The organism is Actinoallomurus sp. CA-150999, from assembly GCF_050942425.1.
GTDB lineage: Bacteria > Actinomycetota > Actinomycetes > Streptosporangiales > Streptosporangiaceae > Actinoallomurus.
In genome coordinates, this window is sequence record NZ_CP192063.1 from 2,015,001 (window position 1) to 2,039,236 (window position 24,236).

The window sequence follows — 24,236 nt, forward strand, 5'->3', positions numbered from 1 at the left end:
TGACGCAGGAGGGTAGCTCAGCCCAGGCGATGGTTGTTCCTGGGGTAAGCATGTAGGGCGGCGTGTAGGTAAATCCGCGCGCTATTAAGCCTGAGATGTGATGCCGAGCCGATTTAGGTGAAGTGAGTGATCCCATGCTGTCGAGAAAAGCCTCTAGCGAGTGTGTCGGCGGCCCGTACCCCAAACCGACTCAGGTGGTCAGGTAGAGAATACCGAGGCGATCGGGTGAACTGTGGTTAAGGAACTCGGCAAATTGCCCCCGTAACTTTGGGAGAAGGGGGGCCCCTGCTGGTGACCGAACTGGCTTCGTGAAGCTGGTGGGGGTCGCAGATACCAGGGGGAAGCGACTGTTTACTAAAAACACAGGTCCGTGCGAAGTCGAAAGACGCTGTATACGGACTGACGCCTGCCCGGTGCCGGAACGTTAAGGGGACCGGTTAGCTGCCCTTGTGGTGGCGAAGCTGAGAACCTAAGCGCCGGTAAACGGCGGTGGTAACTATAACCATCCTAAGGTAGCGAAATTCCTTGTCGGGTAAGTTCCGACCTGCACGAATGGCGTAACGACTTCCCCACTGTCTCAACCACAGGCCCGGTGAAATTGCACTACGAGTAAAGATGCTCGTTACGCGCAGCAGGACGGAAAGACCCCGGGACCTTCACTATAGCTTGGCATTGGCGTTTGGAGCGTCTTGTGTAGGATAGGTGGGAGACTGTGAAGCCATCACGCCAGTGGTGGTGGAGTCGTTGGTGAAATACCACTCTGGTCGTTTCGAGCGTCTAACCCGCGCCCGTGTATCCGGGTGGGGGACAGTGCCTGGTGGGTAGTTTAACTGGGGCGGTTGCCTCCCAAAGAGTAACGGAGGCGCCCAAAGGTTCCCTCAGCCTGGTTGGCAATCAGGTGTTGAGTGCAAGGGCACAAGGGAGCTTGACTGTGAGACAGACATGTCGAGCAGGTGCGAAAGCAGGGCCTAGTGATCCGGCACCACCGTGTGGATGGGGTGTCGCTCAACGGCTAAAAGGTACCCCGGGGATAACAGGCTGATCTTGCCCAAGAGTCCATATCGACGGCAAGGTTTGGCACCTCGATGTCGGCTCGTCGCATCCTGGGGCTGGAGTAGGTCCCAAGGGTTGGGCTGTTCGCCCATTAAAGCGGCACGCGAGCTGGGTTTAGAACGTCGCGAGACAGTTCGGTCCCTATCCGCTGTGCGCGTAGGAGACTTGCGAGGGTCTGTCCCTAGTACGAGAGGACCGGGACGGACGAACCTCTGGTGTGCCAGTTGTACCGCCAGGTGCATGGCTGGTTGGCTACGTTCGGTCGGGATAACCGCTGAAAGCATCTAAGCGGGAAGCCTTCCTTTAGATGAGGTCTCCCAACCTTCGGGTTGTAAGGCCCCCAGCTAGACGACTGGGTTGATAGGCCGGAGATGGAAGCACCGCAAGGTGTGGAGTTGACCGGTACTAATAGGCCGAGTGGCTTGACACACACATCGCTTCGAGAGCTGCGTTAAGCAAGAGATGTTCGCGTTCACTGTGCGGTTCCCGGGACACGGCCGGGAACTTACGACCCCCGTACGCCGGGTTCTGTTAGGCGTTTCGGTGGTTTTGGCGAAGGGGAAACACCCGGTCCCATTCCGAACCCGGAAGTTAAGCCCTTCAGCGCCGATGGTACTGCACTGGAGACGGTGTGGGAGAGTAGGACACCGCCGGACATTCACATAGATCAGGAAAGCCCGCCAGGCTATAGCCCCGGCGGGCTTTCCTGCGTTCCGGACTCTTTTCCGCAACATACATTCAGGGAGTCTCTGACTCGCCAGAACGGCGGTTCCGGAGACGATCCGAAAGTCGGCCCGGGCATGGTGCTGAACACGCCTCTTGAGGCGGCGTTGATCAAAAGCTGCGCTGAATTCCGCGGTTCCGGGTCGTCCGGAACTTGCAACAATCAGTTGGGCAGGGTCAAGGGCTGCTACGTTGTAGTCGTGCCGCAGGCAGTCGGCGCACAACTGGTCGTGAGACCCACCGGGGAACTGAGGTGCGTGGTGTCCAACGAGGCCCAGGGCGAGCGCGTCATCGCGGTTCGCGACAGCAAGGATCCTGACGGTCCTAAGCTCTTTTTCAGCGTGAGCGCGTGGAGGGACTTCCTCGACCGCATCAAGGCGGGCAAGCACGATCTGCCGGAGGACATGCGCGAGGGCCTCGACGAGCGCTTCGCCCGCTAAGCTGGCCGACGGAGCGCGCAGATCGAGTACGCCGCCGGAGGCCCTGTCGCGCGGGCTACGCCGAGCAGGGCGCTCCGGCGCCGAGGTCGTGGCAGCCGGACGCCGTCCGTACTGGCCCGCCGGCGGGACCTCGGGCGGTCGTTGGCATCGCCGAGGCCGCAGGGAGCGTCTCCCGTCACTCAACTCCCACGCCCTACGTCCTCTCTCCACCGCGTTGACGCCCCGGCTGGGCGATCTCGCACGCTTGGAGCCACCATCCGCGGCTCCCGGAGCCACACGGCGAGCTCAGAAGGACGGCCGCTTCACAGACGGCTTATCCGGTGCGTCCGCAGCAGCCCCGCCCGACGGCCTCGCCAAGGAACGAGCACCAGCGTCGTCGGTGTTCCATAAAAGGGGCGTCTGTCCACTCCATCCCCTTTTCGGGGCGTACGCACAAATGACAATGAGTGGTCCTTTGACGTCCATTGCCAGGTTTGCTAGCTTCGCCGAAGCCTCTTACTCCCCGGGGGGAAATGGTGAGACCTGTCGTCGTATCCCTGGCAGCCGCGTCGGTCGTCGCGATCGGTGCCGCAGGCGTTTGGGCGGCCACCGATTCGGGCTCTGCCGGGCGGGCCGTACCCGCGGCCGCTTCGGCGCAGGCGGCAGCCGGTCCGAAGCTCGTCATTCCCTCCAACTTTCCCGACCCGGGCGTCATTAAGGTGGGCACGACCTTCTACGCCTACGCCACGAATTCGCACGGCAAGAACATGCCGGTGGCGTCCGCGCGGTCCGCTCGTGGCCCCTGGAGCATCCTCGCCGCGGATGGGCTACCGCGCCTCGGCGAATGGGCGAAGGCCGGCAAGACCTGGGCACCGGACGTCTCACGCCGCAAGGACGGCAAATTCCTGCTGTATTACGCGGCTCACAACGCGGCGCTCAACCGGCAGTGCGTCGGTGTCGCGGTCGCGTCGTCGCCGGCCGGGCCGTTCGCGCCGTCCGGCACCAAGCCGTTGGTGTGCGACGCTCCAGCCGGGGCCCACCAGGGCAAGCTCAACCCGGAGATCATCGACGCCGCGGGTTACGAAGAGGCCGGCAGGCGCTATCTGCTCTACAAGGTCGGTTACAACCAGTACCACAAGCCGTCGTTCCTGGCTCTCCAGCGGATGAGCGCCGACGGTCTGCACCGGGTGGGCAAGCCCAAGGTGATCCTGAAGCAGACCAACGAGCCGTACACGGTCGAGGCGCCCTACCTCGTCCATCGAGGCGGCAAGTACGTGCTGTTCTACTCCGCCGGCGTGTTCAGCAAGGACAACTACCAGACGCGGTACGCGGTCGCGTCCTCGCTGGGCGGGCCGTACAAGAAGGCGGCGAAGCCGCTGATGACCACCGCCGGCTTCGGGCGGAAGGTGAACGGGCCGGGTGGCGCCGTCGTGGTGGCGGACGCCGGATCCTGGCGCATCTTCTTCCACGGCGCGATCCTGGTAGGCCCGCCGCCGAAGCCGGACCCCTCGCCTCAGCCCAAGAAGCTCCAGCGCGGCATGTACGAGGCGGACCTGCGGTGGTCCAAGAGCGGCCTGCCGTACGTCCCGTAGGGTGCCCGGAACCGCCCTGAACCTCCAGGAGAGCGCCGCCGCGGCACCCGCCGCGGAGGCGCTCAACGCCGGGCTGAGACCGGCTCTCAGCTCCCGATGCGCTTGCGGGCCTGCCCGCGAACGCGCCGCCGCTGCGACGGGTCGAGCATGAGGTAGCCGACGATCGGCGCGGCCACGAGGCCGAGCACGACCAGGAGGGTCACCCACCCGGGCAGCAGCCACCAGGCGATCAGAGCCACGGCAACTCCGCCTACGACGTATCCGGTCCGTCCCATGACAGCCTCCATCCCGAGGACCTCGCTAGAAGAACGCGCACCGGCGCGACCGGTGTTCCGCAAACCGCGATATATCTTCTTTCCGTGTCGGGAGAGCCGCCGCCGCGTCGCGTACGTCCCTGCCGACACCTCGGGCTGATCGGCCGTGTGATGATCGGTGCGTGCCCATCAACGTACATCTGCTCGCCCTGTTCGCCCTGACCACGATCGTCGCGATGGTGGTGCCGGGGCCCGACATGCTGTTCGTCCTCGGCTGCGGAATGCGCGGCGGCCCGCGTGTCGGTCTCCTGGCGACGGCGGGGGTGGCGACGAGCGAGGCCGTCCACGTCGCCGTCGCGGCCGCGGGACTCGCCGCACTCTTCACGGCGGTGCCGCTCGCCTTCACGGTCGTACGGATCGGCGGCGGCGCCTACCTGATCTACCTTGGCGTGCGGACGATCCGTCGTCGCTCGGACGACGCGAATGACGTCCCGAGCGCGACCGGGGGGATGTCCGGCCGCCGGGCGTACCTCAACGGCCTCGCGACCAACCTCCTCAACCCGAAGATGGTCACGTTCACGATCGCTTTCCTTCCCCAGTTCGTCGACCCGCGGGTCGGGCCGGTCTGGGCGCAGTTCGCGATCCTCGGGGCGATCCTCATCGCCTTCGAGTTCGTCGTCGACGGCACGGTCGGACTGCTCGCCGGGCGGATCGGGCGGTGGCTGCGTCGGCGGCGTACGGCCCGTCGTCGCCTCGACGTCGCGGTCGGCGGCGTCTTCATCGGGCTGGGGGTGCGCCTCGCCGTCGAGCGATGACCGGCCCGGCCCGGGACGGCACTGGACGATCGGCAGGCCGCGTCAGACACGCAGCAGGTGACGGCAGGCCGGGCGATTGACCGTCCCGGCCCGGACGGCCCTGGACGACCGGCAGGGCCGCGTCAGACGCGCAGCGTCAGCGGCCCGCCGCCCAGCTGCTCCAGCGCCTGCGCGTGCAGCAGGCCGTTGCTGCAGACGACGCTGCCGCCGTCGGGGCTCGGCACCCCCGACAGGTCGGTGAAGATGCCGCCCGCCTCCTCCACGATGATCTGGAGGGCGGCGACGTCCCACAGGGAGACCTCGGGCTCGGCGGAGACGTCCACCGTGCCCTCGGCGACCATGACGTGGGACCAGAAGTCGCCGTACGCCCGGCTGCGCCACACCGTACGGCTGAGGTCGAGGAACTTGTCCAGCCGGCCCTGCGCCTCCCAGCCGCCCAGGCTCGAGTAGGAGAACGAGGCGTCCTCCATGTCGGCCACGCCCGAGACGCGGCAGCGGGTGGCCTTGGCGAGGCTGCGGCCCGTCCAGGCGCCGCCACCGCGCGCCGCCCACCAGCGGCGGTTGAGGGCCGGGGCGGACACCAGGCCGACCACGACATCGTCGCCCTCCATGAGGGCGATGAGGGTCGCCCACACGGGAACGCCGCGCACGTAGTTCTTGGTCGCGTCGATCGGGTCGATGACCCAGCATCGGGGGCCATAGCCCGTGCGGCCGTACTCCTCGCCGTGGATCGCGTCACGCGGCCGGGCACGCTTGAGCGTGTTGCGCAACGACTCCTCGACCGCCCGGTCGGCGTCGCTGACCGGGGTGAGGTCAGGCTTGGTCTCGACACTGAGATCGAGGGCCCGGAACCGGCGCGTGGAGACGTCGTCGGCCGCGTCCGCCATCACGTGAGCCAGCCGCAGGTCATCCGAATAGTCCGCCACGAAGGGCAACGGTATCGCGACAGGACCCACCGCAGACACACTAGACGGCGTGAACACACCAATATCTTCCGTGTCCAGCCCTCTGGCAGAGCCGCCGACACCGGCTCTGCTGTTCGATCTGGACGGAACGCTGATCGACAGCGTTTACCAGCACGTGATCGCCTGGCGCAACGCGCTGACCGTCGTGGGCATCGACCTGTCGGTGTGGCGGATCCACCGCCGGATCGGCATGAGCGGCGGCCTGTTCGTGTCCGCGCTGCTGCGCGAGACCGGGGTGTCGCTGACCCCGGCCGAGGTCGAAGAGCTGCAGAAACTGCACGCCCGGGCCTATCTCGAGCAGGTCGGATCCGTACGCGCCCTGCCCGGGGCCGCGGAGCTCCTGGGCTTCCTGACCGACCGCGGTGTGCCGTGGGCCATCGCGACGAGTGGCCGGATGGAGACGGCGCACAGCGCCCTGGGGATGCTGGGGCTGCCCGAGGACACTCCGATGATCACTCGTGACATGGTGCGGTTCGCCAAGCCCGATCCGGATCTGTTCCTCGCCGCCGCGGCGCTGCTCGGGGTCGAACCCAACCACGCCATGGTGGTGGGCGACAGCGTGTGGGACCTCCTGGCGGCACGCCGCGCGGGCGCGCTGGGCATCGGCCTGCTGTCGGGCGGGTACGGCCGCGAGGAGCTCGAACGGACCGGCGCCTTCCGCGTGTACGCCGACCCCGCCGACATGCTGACCCGCATCGACGAGCTGGGGTTGCGCCAGACCATCTGACCCGCGGCTCCGAGGGGCGCCGGTCAGCGGACCGGCGCCTCGCTGTTCCAGGAGGCGAGCAGGCGCAGGTTCGCCTCCGAGGGGGAGCCCGCCTCGACGGTGTACGTCACGAGGACCTGGTCGGGGTCGTCGGGGAGCCGCAGCGACTCGTAGTCCATGACCAGCTCGCCGACCAGCGGGTGGTGCATGACCTTGCGGCCGTTGCTCTTGTCCTTGACGTTGTGGTCGGCCCACCACCGGCGGAAGTCCTCGCTCTTGACCGACAGCTCGCCGACGAGGGCCGCCAGCTCCGGGTCGTCGGGGTACTCCCCGGCCCTCAGGCGCAGGAACGCGACGGTCTCCCGGGCCTTGATCGTCCAGTCGTCGAACAGCGCCTGCACGTCCTCGTTGAAGAAGATCATGCGGCCCCAGTTGCGCCGGGCCGGTTCGAGGGCGCCGAAGTCGGTGAACACGGCGGCGGCCATGCGGTTCCACGCCAGGACGTCGGCGCGCCGCCCGAGGAGGTACGCGGGGACGCCCTCGGCCATGTCGAGCAGCCGCCGGACCCCGGGGCGCACGCGCTCGATCCGCGGGGGCCGGCGGCGGGACCGCGTCGGTTTGGTCAGGTTGCGCAGGTACGCACGCTCGTCCTCGTCCAGCCGGAGGGCCTGCGCGACGGCCTGCAGGACCTCCTCGGAGACATTGTTGGTCCGGCCCTGCTCCAGGCGTACGTAGTAGTCCACGCTCACTCCGGCGAGCTGGGCCAGCTCCTCCCTGCGCAACCCCGGGACACGCCGGCGGCCGCTGTACGGGCGCAGGCCCACGTCCTCCGGCTGTAGCCGCGCGCGCCTGGTGCGCAGGAATTCCGTCAGCTCGGCTCGCTTGTCCATGCCGCTCAGTATCGGAGAGTTCGCGGCGCTGAAGGTGGTCCTGTTGGACCCAGGCAACGGCATACCCCCGGTACGACGCAGCCCTGGGTACCCCCTTCGGCCGACCGCAGGATGAGTGTCGTCACGAAGGACACCACCGGAAGTGAGAACAACGATGACCGAGCTTCAGGGCCGTACCGCCGTCGTCACCGGAGCCGCCAGCGGGATCGGCGCCGCCATCGCCCGCCGCCTCGCCGACGAGGGCGTACGGGTCGCGCTCCTGGCGCGCCGCGAGGAGCGGCTGGCCGACCTGGCGGGCAAGATCGAGGCGAACGGCGGGCGGGCGATCGCCGTCTCCGCCGACGTGACGAGCGACGCTTCGGTCGCCGCGGCGGCGGAGCGGATCCACGACGCACTCGGCCGGGTCGACCTCGTCGTCAACGCCGCCGGCGTGATGCTGCCCAACCCGATCGAGGACGGGCGCGTCGACGAGTGGACCCGCATGATCGACACGAACGTGACCGGCGTCCTGCGCGTCGTCCGGGCGTTCACCGCCGACCTGACCGAGGCGGCCGCCGCGGGCAGCACGGCGGACCTGGTGAACATCTCCTCGATCGGCGCGCACGTGCTGTTCCCGAACTACGCGGTCTACGGGGCGACCAAGGCGGCGCTGACGCAGCTGTCCGCCTCGCTGCGCACCGAGTTCGGGCCCAAGGACGTCCGGGTCACCAACGTCGAGCCGGGACTGACCGAGAGCGAGCTCGGCGAGCAGATCGACAACACCGACCTGCGCGGCCAGCTCGACCAGATGCACGACGCGCTCGGCCCGCTGGCCGCCGACGACATCGCCGACCTCGTCGCGTACGTCGCCGGGAGGCCCCGCAACGTCAACCTGCGCCAGATCGTCATCCTCCCGACCCGCCAGGCCTGACCGAGCCCGGAAACGGGTAAAGCATCGCCCATGGCGTGTCGCATCACTGAACTCGTGCTCGACTGTCACGACCCACGCCGGCTCGACCCGCTCTGAGACTCCGGGCAGGTCAGTCGGTGTCGTCGTTCTCACGGCCCGCGAGCAGGCGTCGCACCGACTCGAGGCGGGACACGCTCGCGTGACCGGCGGCGACCCACGCGTCGAGCGCGCAGTCGCTCTGCAGGTGGGTGCAGTGCGGCGGGCACTCGACGGTGCCTTCGAGGAGATCAGGGAAGGCGCCCAGGATGTCCTCGGGGGAGACGTGGGCCAGCCCGAAGCTGCGGACCCCCGGGGTGTCGATGATCCATCCGTCGCCGGAGGGCAGCTCCAGCGCGATCGCCGAGGACGAGGTGTGCCGGCCGCGCCCGGTCACCGGGTTGACCTCGCTCACGGCGCGCTCGGCGTCGGGGACCAGGGCGTTCACCAGAGTGGACTTGCCGACGCCGGAGTGGCCGACGAGCACGCTGATCCGCCCGGACAGCCGCTCGCCGAGGTCGTCGACCGGCTCGTCCTTGCGGGTGACGACGTTCGGGACGTCCAGCGGCGCGTACGTCTCCAGCAGGGGCTCCGGGGACGCGAGGTCGGACTTGGTCAGGCACAGCAGCGGGTCCAGGCCCGCGTCGTACGCGGCGACCAGGCACCGGTCGATCATCCCGGAGCGCGGCGGCGGGTCGGCCAGCGCCGTGACGATGACGAGCTGGTCGGCGTTGGCGACGATCACACGCTCGACCGGGTCGGTGTCGTCCGCGGTACGGCGGAGGGTAGAGGCGCGGGGCTCGATCCCGACCACCCGCGCGAGGGTGTCGGCGCGGCCGGACACGTCACCGACGAGGCGCACCCGATCACCGACGACGACGCTCTTACGGCCGAGCTCCCGGGCGCGCATCGCGGTGACCCTACGGGGCCGCTCGCCCTTCCGCTTCGCCGCGCGTCCGGCGCCCTCGGCGCCGACCAGGCAGGTGTAGCGGCCGCGGTCCACCGCGATGACGAACCCGACGATCGCGTCCTCGTGGGCGGGGCGCCGGCGGGTGCGCGGCCGGGAGCCGCGCCCCGGGCGCACGCGAACATCGTCTTCGTCGAGTCTGCCCCAGTCGCGCGCCACGGTTACCGAAGCATCTCCGTCCAGAGCTCGCCGAATTCGGGGAGCGTCTTGCCGACGGTCGGGAGGTTCTCCACCTCGACGCCGGGCACGGCCAGGCCGAGGACGGCCCCGGCCATCACCATCCGGTGGTCGTCATAGGTGTGGAAGACGCCGCCGCGCAGCGGCCTGGGCCGGATCTCCAAGCCGTCGGGCAGCTCGCGCACGTCACCGCCCAGGCCGTTGATCTCCTCGGTCAGCGCGGCGAGCCGGTCGGTCTCGTGACCGCGCATGTGGGCGATGCCGCGCAGCCGGGACGGCCCGTCGGCCAAGGCGGCCAGCGCGGCGATCACGCAGCTCAGCTCGCTGACGTCACCGAGGTCGACGTCGATGCCGTGGATCGTGCCGCCGCCGCGTACGGTCAGATCGCCGCCCTCGAATGAGGCCGAACCGCCCATGTCGGCGAGCAGGTGACGTAGGGAGTCACCGGGCTGGGTGGTCTCGGCCGGCCAGCCGCGCACCGTTACCCGGCCGCCGGTCACCAGGGCCGCCGCCAGGAACGGCGCGGCGTTCGACAGGTCCGGCTCGATGTCGACCTCACCGCCGCGCAGCGTGCCCGGCTGCACCCGCCAGACGTCCGGGCCGCTCTCGACGGAGGCGCCGGCGTCGGCCAGCATCCGCATGGTCATCTCCAGGTGCGCCGCCGACGGCACCGGCGGCCCTTCGTGGCGCACCTCGATGCCCTTGGCGTAGCGGGGGGCCGCGAGCAGCAGGCCGGAGACGAACTGCGACGACCCGGAGGCGTCGATCGTGACCGAGCCGCCCGCCACCGCACCCGTGCCGCGCACCGTGAACGGGAGCGCGTCACCCTCGACCTCCGCGCCGAGCGTGCGCAGGGCGGCGAGGATGGGGCCCATCGGCCGCTTGCGGGCGTGCGGGTCGCCGTCGAAGGAGATCTCGCCGGTCGCCAGGGCGGCGACCGGGGGCACGAACCGCATGACCGTGCCGGCCAGCCCGACGTCGAGCGTCGCCGGGCCGTGCAGCTCGCCCGGGGTGACGCGCCAGGCGCCCTCGTCCGCGTCGTCGACGGCCACGCCCAGCGCGCGCAGCGCGCCCGCCATGAGCAGCGTGTCGCGGCTGCGCAGCGGCCGCCGGATCATCGACTGCTCGCCGGCCAGCGTGGCGAGGACCAGCGCGCGGTTGGTCATCGACTTCGATCCCGGCAGCGCGACGGCGGCGTCGACCCGCCCGTCGGCGGCGGGTGCGGACCACAGAGGAGGCATGACTGAAGGGTACCGGCCCCAGGGGCGCGCGAGCCGCGTGTAAAACGCCGGTGCGGAGACGATCGCGGATCGTGAATGCGCCGGTAGATCCCCCGGCGACGGCCCTGATCGGTCGCTACCTTGGCGGCACTCGGCTCCGTCGCGGATCCCGGGTCACATGACTCGGGAATCGCCTCGTCGGCCTCACGGGCGAGCCCGGCGCGGCGACCGGAGTGGCCGACCCGAGGTACGAGGCCGTCCGTGGGGAGGGTCGAGCGAGCAGATGACAGGGGGACGACTGTGGACGCATCGCCACGGCCACGGCACCGGGTCCGCAGCGCACCGGCCGATCCGGCCACGCCCGCGGACGGACGGCGATCCGTCCCGCTGCCCTCGGGCCCGTACGAGCTGTGCCTCGCGGACCTGCGCACCCGGTGGCCCGGCGGTGAGGTCATCGGCTTCGGCGACACGGACCTCGTGCTGCCGCAGGGACGCCGGGTCGCGCTGCTGGGGCGCAGCCGCGTCGGCACCTCGGCCCTCGCCGCCGTGCTCCTCGGGTTCCTGGACTACCAGGGCGTCGCCACCCTCAACGACGTGCAACTGCGCGATCTCGCCGACGAGGACGTCCGTACGGTCATCGGGCTGTGCGCGCACGACGCCCACCTCTTCGACACGACGATCGCCGAGAACGTCCGCGTGGCCCGCCCGGACGCCGGCGACGACGACGTCGCCCGCGCGCTGAGCCGGGCGGGGGTCGACCTCCCGCCCGAAACCGGCGTGGACGATCAGGAGGTCGCGGCCGGCCCCGGGCGGCAGCGCATCGCACTGGCCCGCGCCCTGCTGGCCGACCTGCCGGTCCTGATCGTCGACGAGCCGGACGTCCGGCCGGACGAGGACGCCGCGGACGCCGCGCTGGCCGAACTGATCGACGCCGCCGAGGGCCGTACGCTCCTGCTGATCATGCACCGGACGGTCGTCCCGGGCGCCGCGCCGATCCTCCGCCACGTCGACGAGGTCCTGGAGATCTGACCGCGGCACACGGCCGGCCGGGCACCGGCGCGTCCGGTGGCCCGTCGGTCGGTTCGCCGCCGCCGACGGCCGCACGCTGGTGCAGCCGGGCGATCCCGGGAGCGCCGCGCAGCCCGCGTCGGCGTCCGGCGGTGTCTCGTGAGGCGGGATTCGTCTCGCCCGACGTGACGGCCGGGAGAGCGAGCACCGGTCGGCCTACGTACGCCTTTATGGCACGCTCCGTGCGCCGTGCAGGCACCGGTGGGGTCTGTACGCCCATGGCGAGCAGACCGGGTGGGCGTCGGCGGGCTCGGTACAGCGGGCGGGCGTCAGTGCCCGATCTTGGCGGCCTTCCGGCGGGCCCCCTCGACGCGATGGGCGGCCTTGCGCCGCGCGCGCTCGGCCTTGCGGCCGGCCTCCGCTCGGGCGAGCGCCGCCTGAAGCCGCGCCTCGTGAGCGCTCGTGCGGGCGGCCTTGACCGGGCGGTGCCGGCTAGGGGCGGTCGCGACGACGAGCAGCGCCCCGAACAGCCCGGCGGTCTTGAAGAACTGGGACCGCTCCGCGGCGCGCCGCTCCGGGTCGTCCTCGGCCCAGAACCGGTGCTCGGCCAGCAGACTCGGAACCAGCTGACCGGCGAGCACGAGCGTCGTCAGCCGTTCGAACCGGCCCATGGCCAGGAGAGCGCCGGAGCCCACGCTCAGCGCTCCCTGAATCCGCACGAGGGCCTCGGGGTCCTTGGTGGGGAGCCAGGACACACGGTCGGCGAGGGGCTTGATCACGGGAGCGATCCGCTCGGCCCGGCCGCCGGGATCGCGCAGCGTCTCGATCCCCGTCACCACGAACGGCGCGGCTATGAGGGGACGGGTGAGAGTCCTGATGGGTCGCATGCACCCGTCATGCCCACCGCGCGCACGAACAAGCCCCCCACTTTGGCAAGCTTGGGCGGGTCCGGCGCGCGACGCGCCGTACGGACCGGAAGGGGACGCGCGGAGCATGTGCGGGCGATATGCCACGGCGCGTGGGCGCCAAGAGATCATCGACGCCTTCGACGTCGAGCGCGACACGACCGACGCGCTCGAATCCGACTACAACGTCGCCCCGACCAAACCCGTGCCGCTCATCCTGACGCGCGACGTCCGCGAACTCCACGTGGCGCGCTGGGGCCTGGTGCCCTCCTGGGCCAAGGACCTGTCGATCGGCGCCCGGATGATCAACGCGCGGGTCGAGACCGTCCACGAGAAGCCGGCCTTCCGGCGGGCGTTCGTCCGGCGGCGCTGCCTCCTGCCCGCCGACGGCTACTTCGAGTGGTACGCCCGGGAGGACGGCGGCAAGCAGCCGTTCTTCATCCGGCCTTCCGACGGGAGCATGCTCGCCATGGCCGGCCTCTACGAGATCTGGCGGCCGGACCGCCGCCAGGAGGTCGGCGGGGGTGGGCCGGGAGGTCGGCCGGGGTCGGTTGGTCGGGATGGACTGGTCGGGAGTGACACGGAAGAGTCCGAGGAGGAGTGGGTGCTGACCTGCACGGTCATCACCACTGAGGCGACCGACGACGTGGGCCGGATCCACGAGAGGATGCCGATGCTGGTGGAGCCGGAGCGCTTCGGCGCCTGGCTCGACCCGGCGCTGACGGGCCCCGACGAGATCCGCTCGCTGCTGGTGCCGGCGGCCGCGGGGAGCCTGGAGGCCTACCCCGTCTCCACGGCGGTGAACAAGGTCCGAAATAACGGGCCTGAGCTGGTAAAACCACTGCCGGAAATGGGTATCTCCTCCAACGAAACCCCCACGCTGTTCTGACCGCCTCGCCGGGAGGTACGCATGGTCGTGGACACGGCGCAGAGGCGCCTGGAGGACATGCTCGCCGATCTCGATCGCGCGATCGCGGTTCTGCAGAGCGAGCACCCGGAGGCAGACCAGCACACCGCCGACGCCGGCGCGAGCCTCTTCGCCACCGACCGGGCCGACGCCGCGCTGGACGCCATGCGCCGTGAGCGCGCGGAGGTGCTCGCGGCCCTCGAGCGGGCCCGTGCCGGCACCTACGGCAAGTGCGTCGACTGCGGCCTGCCGGTGCCCGACAGCCGCCTCGAGGCACGGCCCGCCGCCGCCCGCTGCGTCACCTGCCAGGCGAAGCACGACCGGGTTCGACGCTGAGCCCCTGCCCGTACTGACGGAGCTCTCCGGCGCTGAGAGGGCCTGGGCGCGCGCTGCGGGCTCTCCGCCTGCTCCGGGGGCGCGTCCGCCCCTCCCGGGCGGCCTGGGGCCCGGGAGGAGACGAGCGCGCGTCAGCGGCTCTTGATCGCGCTGGCGACGAGGTGGATCCCGACCGGCTCGTCGCCGAGCGGCGCCGTCAGCTCGGCGCGGACCAGCCGCGGGAGCGCCTGCGGGCTCGTGGTGAGGACGTGCTCGACCGTCGAGGGCGACAGGGTCGTGCGCGGCCGGATCCACTCCAGCTCCAGCCCGCTGTCGGTGAGCAGCTCGCGCAGTTGCTCGGCGCCGAAGCACCGGGTGATCGACCCGTCCGGCCAGGGGACCAGGACGACCTCCGAGCGCGGCACGTCGGACAGATGTGCCCAGAAGTTCTGCTCGGCGAGGATGGCCATGCCGAGGACGAGCGAGTCGACGCACATCAGCACCCGGCCGCCCGGCCGGAGGACTCGTGCGATCTCCGCGACGACGTTCTCGGTGACGAGGTGCCGGGAGAGCATGCGGCCTTCGGCGACCACCGCGTCGAAGCGCCCGTCGGCGAGGAAGCCGAGGGAGGCGGGATCGGCGACCACCGGTCGTACCCTCCGCGAGTGCGGCCCGCTCCTCGGCGTCTCCTGGACCTCGACGACCGTGTGGCCGGCCGCTGCCACCTGGGACGCGCACCGGGCCTGCGGACCCGACAGGTCGAGGATGCGGGACGGCCGGTGGGGAAGCCATCGGGAGAGTTGGGCGGCGGCGACGGCCCAGTAGAAGGTCCAGTAGCTCGCGAGCGTCTCGGACTCGCCAACAGCGGGATGCTTCGCCGGAATCGACAGCACGGCGGCTCCTCGGGGATGCATTTATCCCAATCCTTCCCTGTTGACGGCACCGCTTCACCCGTCGTGACTGGTGACCGAGCATTCCTCTTTCCCGGGAATCACGCGGCCATGCGAGGTGTTGCACTGCGTCATAACGGCCAGTGACAGCGATTAGTTCGAGGTGATGATGAGCCTTCTGCTCGCGGACCGTCGGCAGGTGTCGCCGGCGGACCCGCTATCGTCAGGTGCGTACGGTTTCGATGCCGATGACGGCCGGACGGAGGAGGTGGGTCAGGTTCCCGAGGCAGTGGAGACACTGGAGGATCGGACCAGGCGCTTCGAGCGCGATGTGTTGCCGTTCCTCGACCAGCTCTACTCGGCCGCGCTGCGGATGACGCGGAACCCGGCCGACGCCGAGGACCTGGTCCAGGAGACCTTCGCCAAGGCGTTCGGGTCCTTCCATCAGTTCCAGGAGGGCACGAACCTCAAGGCCTGGCTCTACCGGATCCTCACGAACACCTTCATCAACTCCTACCGCAAGAAGCAGCGGGAGCCGAAGCAGTCCGCCGCCGAGGAGATCGAGGACTGGCAGCTGGCGCGGGCCGAGTCCCACACCTCGACCGGGCTGAAGTCCGCGGAGGCCGAGGCGCTCGAGCACCTGCCCGACTCCGACGTCAAGACGGCCCTGCAGGCGCTTCCCGAGGACTTCCGCATGGCGGTCTACTTCGCCGACGTGGAGGGCTTCTCGTACAAGGAGATCGCCGACATCATGGGCACTCCGATCGGTACGGTGATGTCCCGGTTGCACCGGGGACGGCGTCAGCTGCGGTCGATGCTCGAGGACTACGCGCGCGAGCGCGGCCTCGCCCGCGCGAACGGCGGCCAGCGTAGGGAGGACCAGTCATGAGCTGCGGTAAGCCGCACGAGACCCCCTGCTCTGAGGTGCTCGGCCGGATCTATGACTACCTCGACGGTGAGCTGGACCAGAGCGGGTGCTCCGACATCCGGCAGCACCTCGATGAGTGCGGGCCCTGCCTCCGGGAGTACGGCCTGGAAGAGGCCGTGAAGAAGCTCGTACACAAGTCGTGCGGTTGCGACCCCGTGCCGCAGGATCTGCGGTCGAAGGTCATGGGGCGCATCGAACAGGTCCGCGCCTCCCTGACCGAGTAAGGCGGATCAGGACTGTAGGTGACGATTGGTTCACGCTTTGCTCACGTTTCCGCGCTCGTCTGCGTGACCTGTCCCCTTCGGGTTAGGCTTACCCCCGATCATTCGGGGACCGGTGAGTCAGGAGGCGAGCCGCCGCACCGCTCGGGTGCCCAGGCTCGTCAGGGGAGGCTGAAACACATGCGAAAAGGCGTGTCCTGGGCTTAGCCCATAACCTCGTAGGGGCGGCAATGCGTGGACTACCCCCGGCCGCATGGGCATACGTCTGTACGGTCGTCACGCTCGGGACCGCGTGCATCGCTCTGTCGTCCTTCGACGGCATCGACTGGACGACGCTCGCGGTGCTCGCGGTGCTCTCCGTGGTCTGTGAGTCGGTGCCGGCGCTGCTCAGCAGCGCGAACGCACGCGTCTCGCTGAGCTACTCGGCCGGCCTGGCCTCGGTCGTGCTGCTCGGCCCCGTGGGGGCGGCACTGGTGGGCGCGTCGGCCGTGGTGACCGGCCGACGCGACGTCGCCCTCGTGAAGCGGTTGTTCAACAGCGCGCAGTTCGCTCTCTCCGGATATCTCGCCGGCGTCGTCTATCAGTCGGCGGGCGGCACGGTCGGCAAGCCGACCGACGGATCCTTCCCCGGCGTCATCCCGCCCTACGTCGCGGCGGTCGTCACCTATGTCGCCGTCAACCTTGCCCTGGTCGCCATCATCCTCATACTGACCAAAAAGGCGCCCATGTGGGGGTTCCGGTGGGCGCCGGTCGGCCAGCTCACCGTCGGCCAGCTCGCGTACGGCATGTTCGGGCTGCTCATCGCCGCCCCGTGGCGCGTCGTCGGCCCGTTCTCCGCGGTGCTGGTGCTGCTGCCGATGTTCATCGCCCGGTGGGCCCTCGAGCAGACCCGGCGGCAGCGGGAGGCCCAGGCGGCGACGATCGCGGCGCTGTGTCAGGCGGTGGAGACCAAGGACTACTACACGCGCGGCCACAGCGAGCGGGTCTCCCGGGGCGCGACGATGATCGCCCGGGAGATCGGCATGCGGCCCGAGCGGGTCGGCGCGGTGCGGTACGCCGGCATGCTGCACGACGTCGGCAAGCTCGGCGTGCCGACGAGGGTGCTGCAGAAGTCCGGCGCCCTGAGCGAGGAGGAGTTCGCCGCCATCCAGCTGCACCCGATGCGCGGCCTGGAGATCGTCCGCGACATCGGCTTCCTCGACGAGGCCCTCGCCGGGATCATGCACCACCACGAGCGGATGGACGGCACCGGATACCCCATGGGCCTGGCGGGGTCGGAGATCCCGGAGTTCGCCCGGGTGATCTCCGTCGCCGACGCCTTCGACTCGATGACCTCCACCCGGTCCTACCGGCCCGCCATGCCGAACGCGGCCGGCATCGCCGAGCTGCGCCGCTGCGCCGGCACCCACTTCGACCCGGCGCTGGTCGAGGCGTTCATCGCCGCGATCGAGCGGCACGGCTGGACCCGCCCCGCCCCGGTCGTCCCGCCCGAGGGCGAGGAGACGGCACAGCAGGACCACGACGACCCGAGCGCCCCGCTGCGCGTCGCCGGCGAAGGCGTCCGCCCGTGAGCCGCCGACCCCGAGGACCGGAACGCACCCCGGAGCGGGCGCGCGTCGTCTGGACTGAGGAGCGCCGGGAGCGAAGCGACCAGAGCGACGAGGGAAGACGGCGCGTTGGGCGCACGCTCCCGCGCTCGCGGAGCGAGCGCAATCAAGCACTGGCCGGGAGACCCGCATGACCGGGAGGCGTCCATGACCGCGAGCGACCGGAGCGAGTAATGAGCCCGAGCGAGCCGACGCAGCGAGCGGAGTGGGCGGCGAGGTACGCGTCGTCCGCGGAGCGAGTGGGGAGGGCGAGCGAGTAATGAGCGCGGCACCGGCGTCCGCGCGGCGGCGCACCATCGGCCAGTCGCTCGACTCCGCCCAGCTTCTGCTGATCGCGGTGGCGGGGCTGCTCGTCATCGGCTCGGTCACCCAGGTCGCCGCGGTCGGGGTCGTCGACTCCCGTACGGCGGTGCTGTTCGGCGCGCTGATCGCGGTGGGCGAGCTGCTCCGCATGGTCGTCCCCGGCAACCGCGAGGTCGCGCCGATCGCCAGCGCGGGGGCCCTCGGCTACGCGCTCCTGCTGAAGGTCGGGGCCGACTCGGCCGCCCACTCCGCCTTCCAGGTCGTGACCGTCACCGCCTGCGGCACGCTGGCCGGAGCGCTGCCGCACATCGCGGTCGGCCGTGTTCCCAAGCTCGACGCGCTGGCCCGGCGGATCCTCACGCCCTCCATCGTGGCGTTCATCTTCCGGCCGATCATGCACTCGACGCTGCGCGACCACTGGCCCGCGCTCATCACCGTCATGGTCCTGACGGTCATCCTGTCGTGTGTCATCGACGTCACCACCGCGGCGGTCATCCGGGCGGAGGCCGTACGCGCGCGGTTCGGCATCGCGCTCGGCGACGAGATCCGGGCCAAGGGGCCGCTGTGCGCCGCCTCCGGCGCGACGGGCATGCTCCTCGCGGTCAGCACGTTCGTGATGGGCCCGGCCGCGCTGCTCGTCTTCACCGCCCCGATCCTCGTCACCCAGGTCGCCTTCCGGCGCTTCGCCGGCATCCGGGCGACCTACCTGCAGACCGTCCGCGCCCTGTCCCAGGTCACCGAGGTCGGCGGGTACGTCGAGGCCGGCCACTCGCGCCGCGTCAGCCGCCTCGCCGTCGCGATGGGCCGGGAGCTCGGCATGACCGAGGAGGAGCTCCTCGAGCTCGAGTACGCCGCGCTCATGCACGACATCGGGCAGCTGTCACTGCGCGACCCGATCCCCGGCGGCGCGACCGTCCTCGCCTCGCCCCAGGAACAGCGCCGCATCGCCGAACTCGGCGCCGGTGTGATCACCAAGACCGGCGTCCTCGACGAGGTCGCCGAGATCGTACGCCGCCAGTCCGACCCGTACCGCGTGAGCGACGGATCGCCGCCACCGCTCGCGAGCCGTGTCATCAAGGTCGCGAACGCCTACGATGACCTCGTCGGTGACTCTCCTGATCGCGACCGGTCGGCGGCCGTGCTGGAGCGGCTGCGGCTCGACTCGGCGGCGGAGTACGACCCCACGGTGATCGAGGCGCTCGGCCACGTTGTCGACCGTATGCGCTGACAAGTCGCACCACGGGTTTTTGTCGTCGCGCGCGGCGGCGCACCGGGCAACGCGTGGTTATTCTCGCTGGGCCGAGTGCAAATGAGGAGGATCGGTGTTCGAGTCCGTATTGGTGGTGAACCGTGGCGAAATCGCCCGTCGGGTGATCCGCACCGTGCGCGCCCTCGGGATCAAGGCCATCGCGGTCTACTCGGAGGCCGACGCCGATCTGCCGTACGTCGACGAAGCGGACGAGGCGATCCTCATCGGCCCGGCCCAGCCGGCGCAGAGCTATCTCGACATCGACGCGGTGATGGAGGCGGCCAAGCGCACCAACGCGCAGGCGATCCACCCCGGATACGGCTTCCTGGCCGAGAACGCCGGCTTCGCCGAGCGGGTCATCGCCGAGGGACTGATCTGGATCGGCCCGCCGCCCGAGGCGATCACCGCGATGGGCGACAAGATCAACGCGCGGAACCTCATGGAGGAGGCGGGCGTGCCCGTCGCCGCCGGCACCCGCGAACCCGTCCCCGACGCCGACGCGGCGGTGGCCGCGGGCATCGGCTACCCCGTCATGGTGAAGGCGGCCGGTGGGGGCGGCGGCATCGGCATGAGCGTCGCCCACGACGAGGCGGAGCTGCGCAAGGCGTACGAGACGGCCCGTACCCGCGCCGAACGGTTCTTCGGCAACCCGGCCATCCTGCTGGAGCGCTACATCGAACGCGCCCGCCACGTCGAGATTCAGATCCTTGGCCTGGCCGACGGCACCGTCGTCGCCCTCGGCGAGCGTGACTGCTCCGTCCAGCGCCGCCACCAGAAGGTCGTCGAAGAGACCCCCTCGCCCAGCGTGGGCCCCGAGCTGCGCGCCCGCATGCTCGCCGCCGCCGTACGCGCCGGCGAGGCTGTCGGCTACCGCGGCGCCGGCACGGTCGAGTGCCTGGTCGACCCGGTCGCACAGGATTTCGTGTTCCTGGAGATGAACACCCGCCTCCAGGTCGAGCACCCGATCACCGAGCTCGTCACCGGCCTCGACCTCGTCGAACAGCAACTGTTGATCGCGGCCGGCGAGCCGGTCTCCTTCACCGCCGTCGAGCCCCGTGGGCACGCCATCGAGTTCCGCGTGTACGCCGAGGATCCCAACCGCTTCCTGCCCAGCCCGGGCCAGATCACCGTCTGGGAGGAGCCGTCCGGCGACGTTGTCCGCGTCGACTCCGGCTACCGCGCGGGCAACAAGGTCACGCCGTTCTACGACCCGCTGCTGGCGAAGCTGTGCGTGTACGGCCCGGACCGCGCCGAGGCCATCGCCGCCGCCCGCCGCGCGGTCGAGGAGTTCCGCGTCGAGGGCCCGAAGACCAACCTGCCGTTCTTCACCGAGCTGCTGGAAGACCCGGGCTTCGTCTCCGGCGAATACGACACCGGCCTCGTGGACCGGATGCGGGCCCGGTGATGGACGGCCGACGCACGGCACGCCGTGAGGACGCGTGACCAGAGCCTTCACACTGATCGAAACGCGCGCCGGCCGACGCCGGCGTCTGAGGAGAGGAGCCGCAGTGGCCGAGGTCCGCGCGGAAATGGTGGCGAACGTGTGGAAGGTGGTCGTCAACGAGGGCGACCAGGTCGAGGACGGCGACACCCTCGTCATCCTGGAGTCGATGAAGATGGAGATCCCGGTACTCGCCGAGGACTCCGGCACCATCACGAGCCTGAAGGTCGCCGAAGGCGACGTCATCCAGGAAGGCCACCTGATCGCCGTCATCGAGTAGGCGAGCGGCGAGCCTCGCCGAGTCATCGTGTGGGACCACCGCGACGTCTCATGATGCGGTCCGCCGTGCCGAGCGCTCCGCCGGTGGCCGCCGTGGCGCGGGTGGTCGTGGACCTGGCCGCTGGGAGATGACAGCCAGGACGGTGCTGGTCCGCTCGATCCACGCGGCGGCGTGCGGGCACATGGTGGCTGCCACGAACAGGAGGTCGGCGTAGTCGGTCTCCAGATCGCGGCGATGGATCGGCTCGTGATGGGCCAGCCGATTCCGCAGGAGATGGAGTCGAGCGACTCGGTCGGCGACCTCACGGCGTCTTTGCGGCCGTAGCTCGGGAAAAGCGTGCCGGAGCGCAGGTGTCCAGAGACTCTGCTCGTACCGTGAGGTCAGGAGGTAGCGCCAGAATCCGAAGCTCAGTTCGGATACCACGCGTCCTCGTGTGATCGGACGCCTCCTCACCGAGACTCGCCGACGGGCTTCGTAGATGTCGCGCTGTCCACGATCATCAAGCAAGTCCTGCGGGTCGTCATACCACTCGCCGGGGAGCCGTCGAGCGGTGTGCCATGTGGTCAGCTCACGGTGTAGGGCGTTGCGCAGTACCACCTCGAATCCCTGCAGAGATGCGAAGAACGCGGCGCTCGCGGCGGTGTTCCATTCATACAGAGCGATCGCTTCAGCATCGCTTCCTCGGGCTACGGCATCGTAGGAGGCAAGCCGTTCCCGAGTAAGGCGGGCACGAAGCGTGTTCAGGTGAATGGGACTGGTGACGTCGACCACGATCTCGGCTATCCTTGGACGTGAAGACCCCGGACGGCCTCTGCCATGTACGCCGCCGGGGTTACCGCTTTCTAGGCCTCCTGGTCAGAGGGCCAGGGCGTAGGTCAGGAGCTCGACGCCTTTGGCGGGGCTCCAGTCGCGGTCCGGGGTGCGGACGAAGCCGAGGCGGCGGTAGATGCGGTGGGCCGCGTGCATGACCGGCTCGGTCGAGAGCCTGAGGGTGGTGCAGCCGTCCTCGCGGGCACGGTCGACGCAGAGGCTGACCAGGGCCTCACCGAGGCCGCGTCCGCGGACCATCGGGCTGACCGCGAGCATCCGGAACTCCGCCTCGCCCGGCCCGGCCAGCTGGGCGAAAGAGCTGCCGAACGGACAGTAGGTCACGGTGCCGATGGGCTCGCCGTGCCGTACCGCGACGATGAGCTCCGCCTCGCGGGCACGTGACGCGGCGTCGCGGAGGTGGGGGACGTAGCTGCCGTTCGGGCTGATGTACGCGGCGGCGACGTAGACGGCCGCGGTGAGTTCGCCGATCGCGCGCAGCTCCTCTGGGCGGGCGACACGGATCTCGATGTCGTCCGGTATCCCCCGGGAGGGCGGTCGCCCCGGCGTACCGATCGCCGGAGGCGTGTCCTGGCTCACGGAGGAAGCTTAGAACACCCCAAAAAGGGCGAAGCCTGCGGTGGCCTCCCAGGTCGAAAGGGGAGGCCACCGCGGACCGGTCAGCCGGCGGTGAGCTCGGGGACGTCCTGGACGCGCGGGTCGTCCGCGTCGGCGAGGAAGTCCGCCGGGCTGGTCTCGTCGGTGCCGTCGGGGACCTTCAGCGCCTTCAGCAGGCCGGTGAGCACGACCACGACGAGCATGTTGATCACGAAGGCGGTCAGCGCGATGTACCCGGTGTGGCCGAGGAACGGGATGTTCGCGATCGACTGCCCGAAGTGCTTCTGCGTCGGGGACGACTGGTCGTACGCGGTGACGGTGCCGTACACCATGGCCACGGCCCAGCCGGCGAGCAACGCCCAGCGGTGGAACCACCGGGTGAACAGCCCCAGCGCGAGCGCCGGGAAGGTCTGCACGATCCAGATGCCGCCGAGCAGCTGCAGGTTGATCGCGAGGGACTTGTCGAAGGCCAGGACGAAGATCAGTGCTCCTATCTTGACCAGCAGGGACGTGAACTGCGACACCCGCGTCTCCTCCGCCGGCGACGCCTCCGGCCGGAAGAACGCCTTGTAGACGTTGCGGGTGAACAGGTTCGAGGCCGCGATCGACATGATCGCCGCCGGGACGAGGGCGCCGACGCCGATCGCGGCGAAGGCGACGCCGGTGAACCAGCTGGGGAAGACGTGGTCGAAGAGCGTCGGGACGGCGAGCTGCGGGTTCTTGGCCGCCTTGACGGCGGCGGCGACGTCGGGCTTGGCCAGGGCCATGTAGCCGAGCAGTGCGAGTAGGCCGAGCAGCAGCGAGTAGGCGGGGAGCAGTGCGGCGTTGCGTTTGATCACGTTGCGGCGGCCGGCGGCGAGCGCTCCCGTCACCGTGTGCGGGTAGATGAACAGCGCCAGCGAGGATCCCAGCGCCAGCGTCCCGTACGCCCAGTGGTTCAGGTCGCCGGTGATGATCGAACCGGTCGGCTTGTGGGTGACCGGGTTGGTCTTGGTGAGGGCCGCCTGAGCCGTGTCGAAGATGTGGCCCCAGCCGCCGAGTTTCGTCGGGATGTAGAGGACCGCCACGATGATCACGAGGTAGATCAGCGTGTCCTTGACGAAGGAGATGAGCGCGGGGGCGCGCAGGCCGGAGGTGTAGGTGTAGGCGGCCAGGAGGGCGAAGGCGATGAACAGCGGCAGGTCCCTGGCCAGGCCGGAGCCCTTCACACCCATGACGGTGAGGACGGCCTGGATGCCCACGAGCTGCAGGGCGATGTAGGGCATCATCGCCAGGATGCCGGTGACCGCGACGGCCAGGCCGAGCGCCTTGGAACCGAAGCGGCCCCGGACGAAGTCGGCGGGCGTGACGTATCCGTGGACGTGCGACACCGACCACAGGCGAGGGCCGATGAGGAACACGATCGGATACGCGATCGCCGCGTACGGCAGCGCCCAGAACCCCATGGCCCCGCCGGCGAAGACGGCGGCCGGCACCGCGATGAAGGTGTAGGCGGTGTAGAGGTCGCCGCCGAGGAGGAACCAGGTCACGAAGGTGCCGAAGCTGCGCCCGCCGAGGCCCCACTCGTCCAGGTGCAGGATGGTCTGGCCGCGCCGCCAGCGTGCGGCGGCGAAGCCGACCACGGTGACCAGGGCGACGAAGAAGACGAAGACGCCGAGCTCGACGCCGTTGACGTTGTCCATGGGAGCCTCACTCGCCCTTCTCGTCGGCCTGGTCGCGGGCCGGCGTCCGGCCGCCGCCGCTACGGGTGAGCGCGTAGGCGATGCCGATGAAGACCGCGGTGAGGATCACCCAGAGCAGCTGCCACCAGTAGAAGAAGGGGAAGCCGGCGAGCCGGGGCTTGATCTTCGCGTAGCTCGGGACGGCGAGGTAGATCACGAACGGCGCGATGAGGAGGACGGCGACCACGGCCCGTACGACGGGTCGGGTCGATTGCGCAGTTTTGTGCGGCATGTGGGGCCCTTTCGAAACAAAGTTTCGCTGGTCGCCACTGTGAACGCGCACGGTCACGTTCTGATATCGGCATGACGCCTATTAATAACGAAACGGTA

25 protein-coding genes and 2 rRNA genes (1 of these 27 only partly in view) are annotated in these 24,236 nt (G+C 69.9%); 16 read left to right on the plus strand and 11 right to left on the minus strand.

Going from position 1 to position 24,236, the window contains the following annotated elements:
* The 4 genes from ACQP2O_RS09555 to ACQP2O_RS09570 form a co-directional block, all read left to right on the plus strand.
* Window positions 1–1,483 (plus strand): 23S ribosomal RNA (locus ACQP2O_RS09555); it begins 1,654 nt to the left of the window's first position.
* Window positions 1,484–1,592: 109 nt separating this feature from the next.
* Window positions 1,593–1,709 (plus strand): 5S ribosomal RNA (gene rrf, locus ACQP2O_RS09560).
* 144 nt (window positions 1,710–1,853) lie between these two features.
* A complete protein-coding gene (locus tag ACQP2O_RS09565; RefSeq protein WP_433181888.1) occupies window positions 1,854–2,216 on the plus strand; it encodes a DUF397 domain-containing protein in 363 nt (120 codons plus the stop codon).
* 512 nt (window positions 2,217–2,728) lie between these two features.
* Complete coding sequence (locus tag ACQP2O_RS09570; RefSeq protein WP_433181890.1) at window positions 2,729–3,787, plus strand: glycoside hydrolase family 43 protein; 1,059 nt, start codon at window positions 2,729–2,731, stop codon at window positions 3,785–3,787.
* Window positions 3,788–3,873: 86 nt separating this feature from the next.
* Here ACQP2O_RS09570 and ACQP2O_RS09575 read toward each other — a convergent pair whose 3' ends face one another.
* A complete protein-coding gene (locus ACQP2O_RS09575) occupies window positions 3,874–4,026 on the minus strand; it encodes a hypothetical protein (protein ID WP_433181891.1) in 153 nt (50 codons plus the stop codon).
* 197 nt (window positions 4,027–4,223) lie between these two features.
* On the opposite strand from ACQP2O_RS09575, the gene ACQP2O_RS09580 reads away from it, so the two are divergent.
* On the plus strand, window positions 4,224–4,856 hold the full coding sequence (locus ACQP2O_RS09580; protein WP_433181893.1) for a LysE family translocator: 633 nt from the start codon (window positions 4,224–4,226) through the stop codon (window positions 4,854–4,856).
* Between the two features lie 122 nt (window positions 4,857–4,978).
* Here the strand turns inward: ACQP2O_RS09580 and hisN are convergent, their stop codons facing one another.
* Window positions 4,979–5,782 carry a histidinol-phosphatase gene (gene hisN / locus ACQP2O_RS09585; RefSeq protein WP_433181895.1) on the minus strand — a complete coding sequence of 268 codons (804 nt, stop codon included), beginning with the start codon at window positions 5,780–5,782 and terminating at the stop codon, window positions 4,979–4,981.
* A gap of 70 nt (window positions 5,783–5,852) precedes the next feature.
* Between hisN and ACQP2O_RS09590 the strand changes: the two genes are divergently transcribed.
* Window positions 5,853–6,548, plus strand: a complete 696-nt coding sequence (locus tag ACQP2O_RS09590; RefSeq protein ID WP_433181897.1) for an HAD family hydrolase — start codon at window positions 5,853–5,855, stop codon at window positions 6,546–6,548.
* Between the two features lie 23 nt (window positions 6,549–6,571).
* Here ACQP2O_RS09590 and ACQP2O_RS09595 read toward each other — a convergent pair whose 3' ends face one another.
* Complete coding sequence (locus tag ACQP2O_RS09595; protein ID WP_433181899.1) at window positions 6,572–7,417, minus strand: helix-turn-helix transcriptional regulator; 846 nt, start codon at window positions 7,415–7,417, stop codon at window positions 6,572–6,574.
* 154 nt (window positions 7,418–7,571) lie between these two features.
* Here ACQP2O_RS09595 and ACQP2O_RS09600 point away from each other — a divergent pair, with 154 nt between their 5' ends.
* Window positions 7,572–8,327 carry an SDR family oxidoreductase gene (locus tag ACQP2O_RS09600; protein WP_433181901.1) on the plus strand — a complete coding sequence of 252 codons (756 nt, stop codon included), beginning with the start codon at window positions 7,572–7,574 and terminating at the stop codon, window positions 8,325–8,327.
* 109 nt (window positions 8,328–8,436) lie between these two features.
* Here the strand turns inward: ACQP2O_RS09600 and rsgA are convergent, their stop codons facing one another.
* Together rsgA and aroA are read right to left on the minus strand one after the other, a co-directional pair.
* On the minus strand, window positions 8,437–9,426 hold the full coding sequence (rsgA, locus tag ACQP2O_RS09605; protein WP_433181903.1) for a ribosome small subunit-dependent GTPase A: 990 nt from the start codon (window positions 9,424–9,426) through the stop codon (window positions 8,437–8,439).
* Window positions 9,427–9,470: 44 nt separating this feature from the next.
* Window positions 9,471–10,727 (minus strand): 3-phosphoshikimate 1-carboxyvinyltransferase, encoded by a 1,257-nt coding sequence (aroA, locus tag ACQP2O_RS09610; protein ID WP_433181905.1) that lies wholly within the window; start codon window positions 10,725–10,727, stop codon window positions 9,471–9,473.
* A gap of 279 nt (window positions 10,728–11,006) precedes the next feature.
* Between aroA and ACQP2O_RS09615 the strand changes: the two genes are divergently transcribed.
* Window positions 11,007–11,735, plus strand: coding sequence for an ATP-binding cassette domain-containing protein (locus ACQP2O_RS09615; RefSeq protein ID WP_433181907.1), 729 nt, complete (start codon window positions 11,007–11,009; stop codon window positions 11,733–11,735).
* Window positions 11,736–12,043: 308 nt separating this feature from the next.
* On the opposite strand, the gene ACQP2O_RS09620 is transcribed toward ACQP2O_RS09615, so the two are convergent.
* Window positions 12,044–12,601 carry a DoxX family protein gene (locus ACQP2O_RS09620; RefSeq protein WP_433181909.1) on the minus strand — a complete coding sequence of 186 codons (558 nt, stop codon included), beginning with the start codon at window positions 12,599–12,601 and terminating at the stop codon, window positions 12,044–12,046.
* A gap of 106 nt (window positions 12,602–12,707) precedes the next feature.
* Here ACQP2O_RS09620 and ACQP2O_RS09625 point away from each other — a divergent pair, with 106 nt between their 5' ends.
* Window positions 12,708–13,508 (plus strand): SOS response-associated peptidase, encoded by an 801-nt coding sequence (locus ACQP2O_RS09625; protein WP_433181910.1) that lies wholly within the window; start codon window positions 12,708–12,710, stop codon window positions 13,506–13,508.
* 21 nt (window positions 13,509–13,529) lie between these two features.
* Complete coding sequence (locus ACQP2O_RS09630) at window positions 13,530–13,862, plus strand: TraR/DksA family transcriptional regulator (protein ID WP_433181912.1); 333 nt, start codon at window positions 13,530–13,532, stop codon at window positions 13,860–13,862.
* A 131-nt stretch (window positions 13,863–13,993) separates the two neighbouring features.
* Here ACQP2O_RS09630 and ACQP2O_RS09635 read toward each other — a convergent pair whose 3' ends face one another.
* The gene (locus ACQP2O_RS09635; protein WP_433181913.1) at window positions 13,994–14,755 is read right to left on the minus strand and encodes a class I SAM-dependent methyltransferase; all 762 of its coding nucleotides are present in this window, start codon (window positions 14,753–14,755) and stop codon (window positions 13,994–13,996) included.
* 142 nt (window positions 14,756–14,897) lie between these two features.
* Between ACQP2O_RS09635 and ACQP2O_RS09640 the strand changes: the two genes are divergently transcribed.
* The 6 genes from ACQP2O_RS09640 to ACQP2O_RS09665 all read left to right on the plus strand — a co-directional run bounded on the left by ACQP2O_RS09640 (window position 14,898) and on the right by ACQP2O_RS09665 (window position 20,760).
* The gene (locus ACQP2O_RS09640) at window positions 14,898–15,620 is read left to right on the plus strand and encodes a sigma-70 family RNA polymerase sigma factor (RefSeq protein ID WP_433181915.1); all 723 of its coding nucleotides are present in this window, start codon (window positions 14,898–14,900) and stop codon (window positions 15,618–15,620) included.
* Window positions 15,617–15,883 carry a mycothiol system anti-sigma-R factor gene (rsrA, locus tag ACQP2O_RS09645; RefSeq protein WP_360892541.1) on the plus strand — a complete coding sequence of 89 codons (267 nt, stop codon included), beginning with the start codon at window positions 15,617–15,619 and terminating at the stop codon, window positions 15,881–15,883. Before ACQP2O_RS09640 ends, rsrA begins: the two co-directional genes overlap by 4 nt.
* A gap of 227 nt (window positions 15,884–16,110) precedes the next feature.
* Entirely contained in the window at window positions 16,111–17,451 is a 1,341-nt protein-coding gene (locus tag ACQP2O_RS09650; RefSeq protein ID WP_433181917.1) for an HD-GYP domain-containing protein, read from the plus strand.
* A 295-nt stretch (window positions 17,452–17,746) separates the two neighbouring features.
* Window positions 17,747–19,018, plus strand: coding sequence for an HD-GYP domain-containing protein (locus ACQP2O_RS09655; protein WP_433181919.1), 1,272 nt, complete (start codon window positions 17,747–17,749; stop codon window positions 19,016–19,018).
* 94 nt (window positions 19,019–19,112) lie between these two features.
* Window positions 19,113–20,444 carry an acetyl-CoA carboxylase biotin carboxylase subunit gene (locus ACQP2O_RS09660; RefSeq protein WP_433181921.1) on the plus strand — a complete coding sequence of 444 codons (1,332 nt, stop codon included), beginning with the start codon at window positions 19,113–19,115 and terminating at the stop codon, window positions 20,442–20,444.
* A 34-nt stretch (window positions 20,445–20,478) separates the two neighbouring features.
* The gene (locus ACQP2O_RS09665) at window positions 20,479–20,760 is read left to right on the plus strand and encodes a biotin/lipoyl-binding carrier protein (RefSeq protein ID WP_433181923.1); all 282 of its coding nucleotides are present in this window, start codon (window positions 20,479–20,481) and stop codon (window positions 20,758–20,760) included.
* Window positions 20,761–20,808: 48 nt separating this feature from the next.
* Here the strand turns inward: ACQP2O_RS09665 and ACQP2O_RS09670 are convergent, their stop codons facing one another.
* From ACQP2O_RS09670 to ACQP2O_RS09685, 4 genes are all read right to left on the minus strand, one after another.
* Window positions 20,809–21,531, minus strand: a complete 723-nt coding sequence (locus ACQP2O_RS09670; protein ID WP_433181925.1) for a hypothetical protein — start codon at window positions 21,529–21,531, stop codon at window positions 20,809–20,811.
* Window positions 21,532–21,615: 84 nt separating this feature from the next.
* Window positions 21,616–22,167 (minus strand): GNAT family N-acetyltransferase, encoded by a 552-nt coding sequence (locus ACQP2O_RS09675; RefSeq protein WP_433181927.1) that lies wholly within the window; start codon window positions 22,165–22,167, stop codon window positions 21,616–21,618.
* An 80-nt stretch (window positions 22,168–22,247) separates the two neighbouring features.
* Window positions 22,248–23,867 (minus strand): monocarboxylate uptake permease MctP, encoded by a 1,620-nt coding sequence (gene mctP / locus ACQP2O_RS09680; RefSeq protein WP_433181929.1) that lies wholly within the window; start codon window positions 23,865–23,867, stop codon window positions 22,248–22,250.
* Window positions 23,868–23,874: 7 nt separating this feature from the next.
* Window positions 23,875–24,138 carry a DUF3311 domain-containing protein gene (locus ACQP2O_RS09685; protein WP_433181931.1) on the minus strand — a complete coding sequence of 88 codons (264 nt, stop codon included), beginning with the start codon at window positions 24,136–24,138 and terminating at the stop codon, window positions 23,875–23,877.
* Window positions 24,139–24,236: the final 98 nt, after the last annotated feature.

Coding starts and splice junctions, on each gene's coding strand:
- ACQP2O_RS09565 (WP_433181888.1), top strand. CDS start 1,854: ATGGTGCTGAACACGCCTCTTGAGGCGGCGTTGATCAAAAGCTGCGCT.
- ACQP2O_RS09570 (WP_433181890.1), top strand. CDS start 2,729: ATGGTGAGACCTGTCGTCGTATCCCTGGCAGCCGCGTCGGTCGTCGCG.
- ACQP2O_RS09595 (WP_433181899.1), bottom strand. CDS start 7,417: ATGGACAAGCGAGCCGAGCTGACGGAATTCCTGCGCACCAGGCGCGCG.
- ACQP2O_RS09600 (WP_433181901.1), top strand. CDS start 7,572: ATGACCGAGCTTCAGGGCCGTACCGCCGTCGTCACCGGAGCCGCCAGC.
- aroA (WP_433181905.1), bottom strand. CDS start 10,727: ATGCCTCCTCTGTGGTCCGCACCCGCCGCCGACGGGCGGGTCGACGCC.
- ACQP2O_RS09620 (WP_433181909.1), bottom strand. CDS start 12,601: ATGCGACCCATCAGGACTCTCACCCGTCCCCTCATAGCCGCGCCGTTC.
- ACQP2O_RS09625 (WP_433181910.1), top strand. CDS start 12,708: ATGTGCGGGCGATATGCCACGGCGCGTGGGCGCCAAGAGATCATCGAC.
- ACQP2O_RS09630 (WP_433181912.1), top strand. CDS start 13,530: ATGGTCGTGGACACGGCGCAGAGGCGCCTGGAGGACATGCTCGCCGAT.
- ACQP2O_RS09635 (WP_433181913.1), bottom strand. CDS start 14,755: ATGCATCCCCGAGGAGCCGCCGTGCTGTCGATTCCGGCGAAGCATCCC.
- ACQP2O_RS09640 (WP_433181915.1), top strand. CDS start 14,898: ATGATGAGCCTTCTGCTCGCGGACCGTCGGCAGGTGTCGCCGGCGGAC.
- rsrA (WP_360892541.1), top strand. CDS start 15,617: ATGAGCTGCGGTAAGCCGCACGAGACCCCCTGCTCTGAGGTGCTCGGC.
- ACQP2O_RS09650 (WP_433181917.1), top strand. CDS start 16,111: ATGCGTGGACTACCCCCGGCCGCATGGGCATACGTCTGTACGGTCGTC.
- ACQP2O_RS09655 (WP_433181919.1), top strand. CDS start 17,747: ATGAGCGCGGCACCGGCGTCCGCGCGGCGGCGCACCATCGGCCAGTCG.
- mctP (WP_433181929.1), bottom strand. CDS start 23,867: ATGGACAACGTCAACGGCGTCGAGCTCGGCGTCTTCGTCTTCTTCGTC.
- ACQP2O_RS09685 (WP_433181931.1), bottom strand. CDS start 24,138: ATGCCGCACAAAACTGCGCAATCGACCCGACCCGTCGTACGGGCCGTG.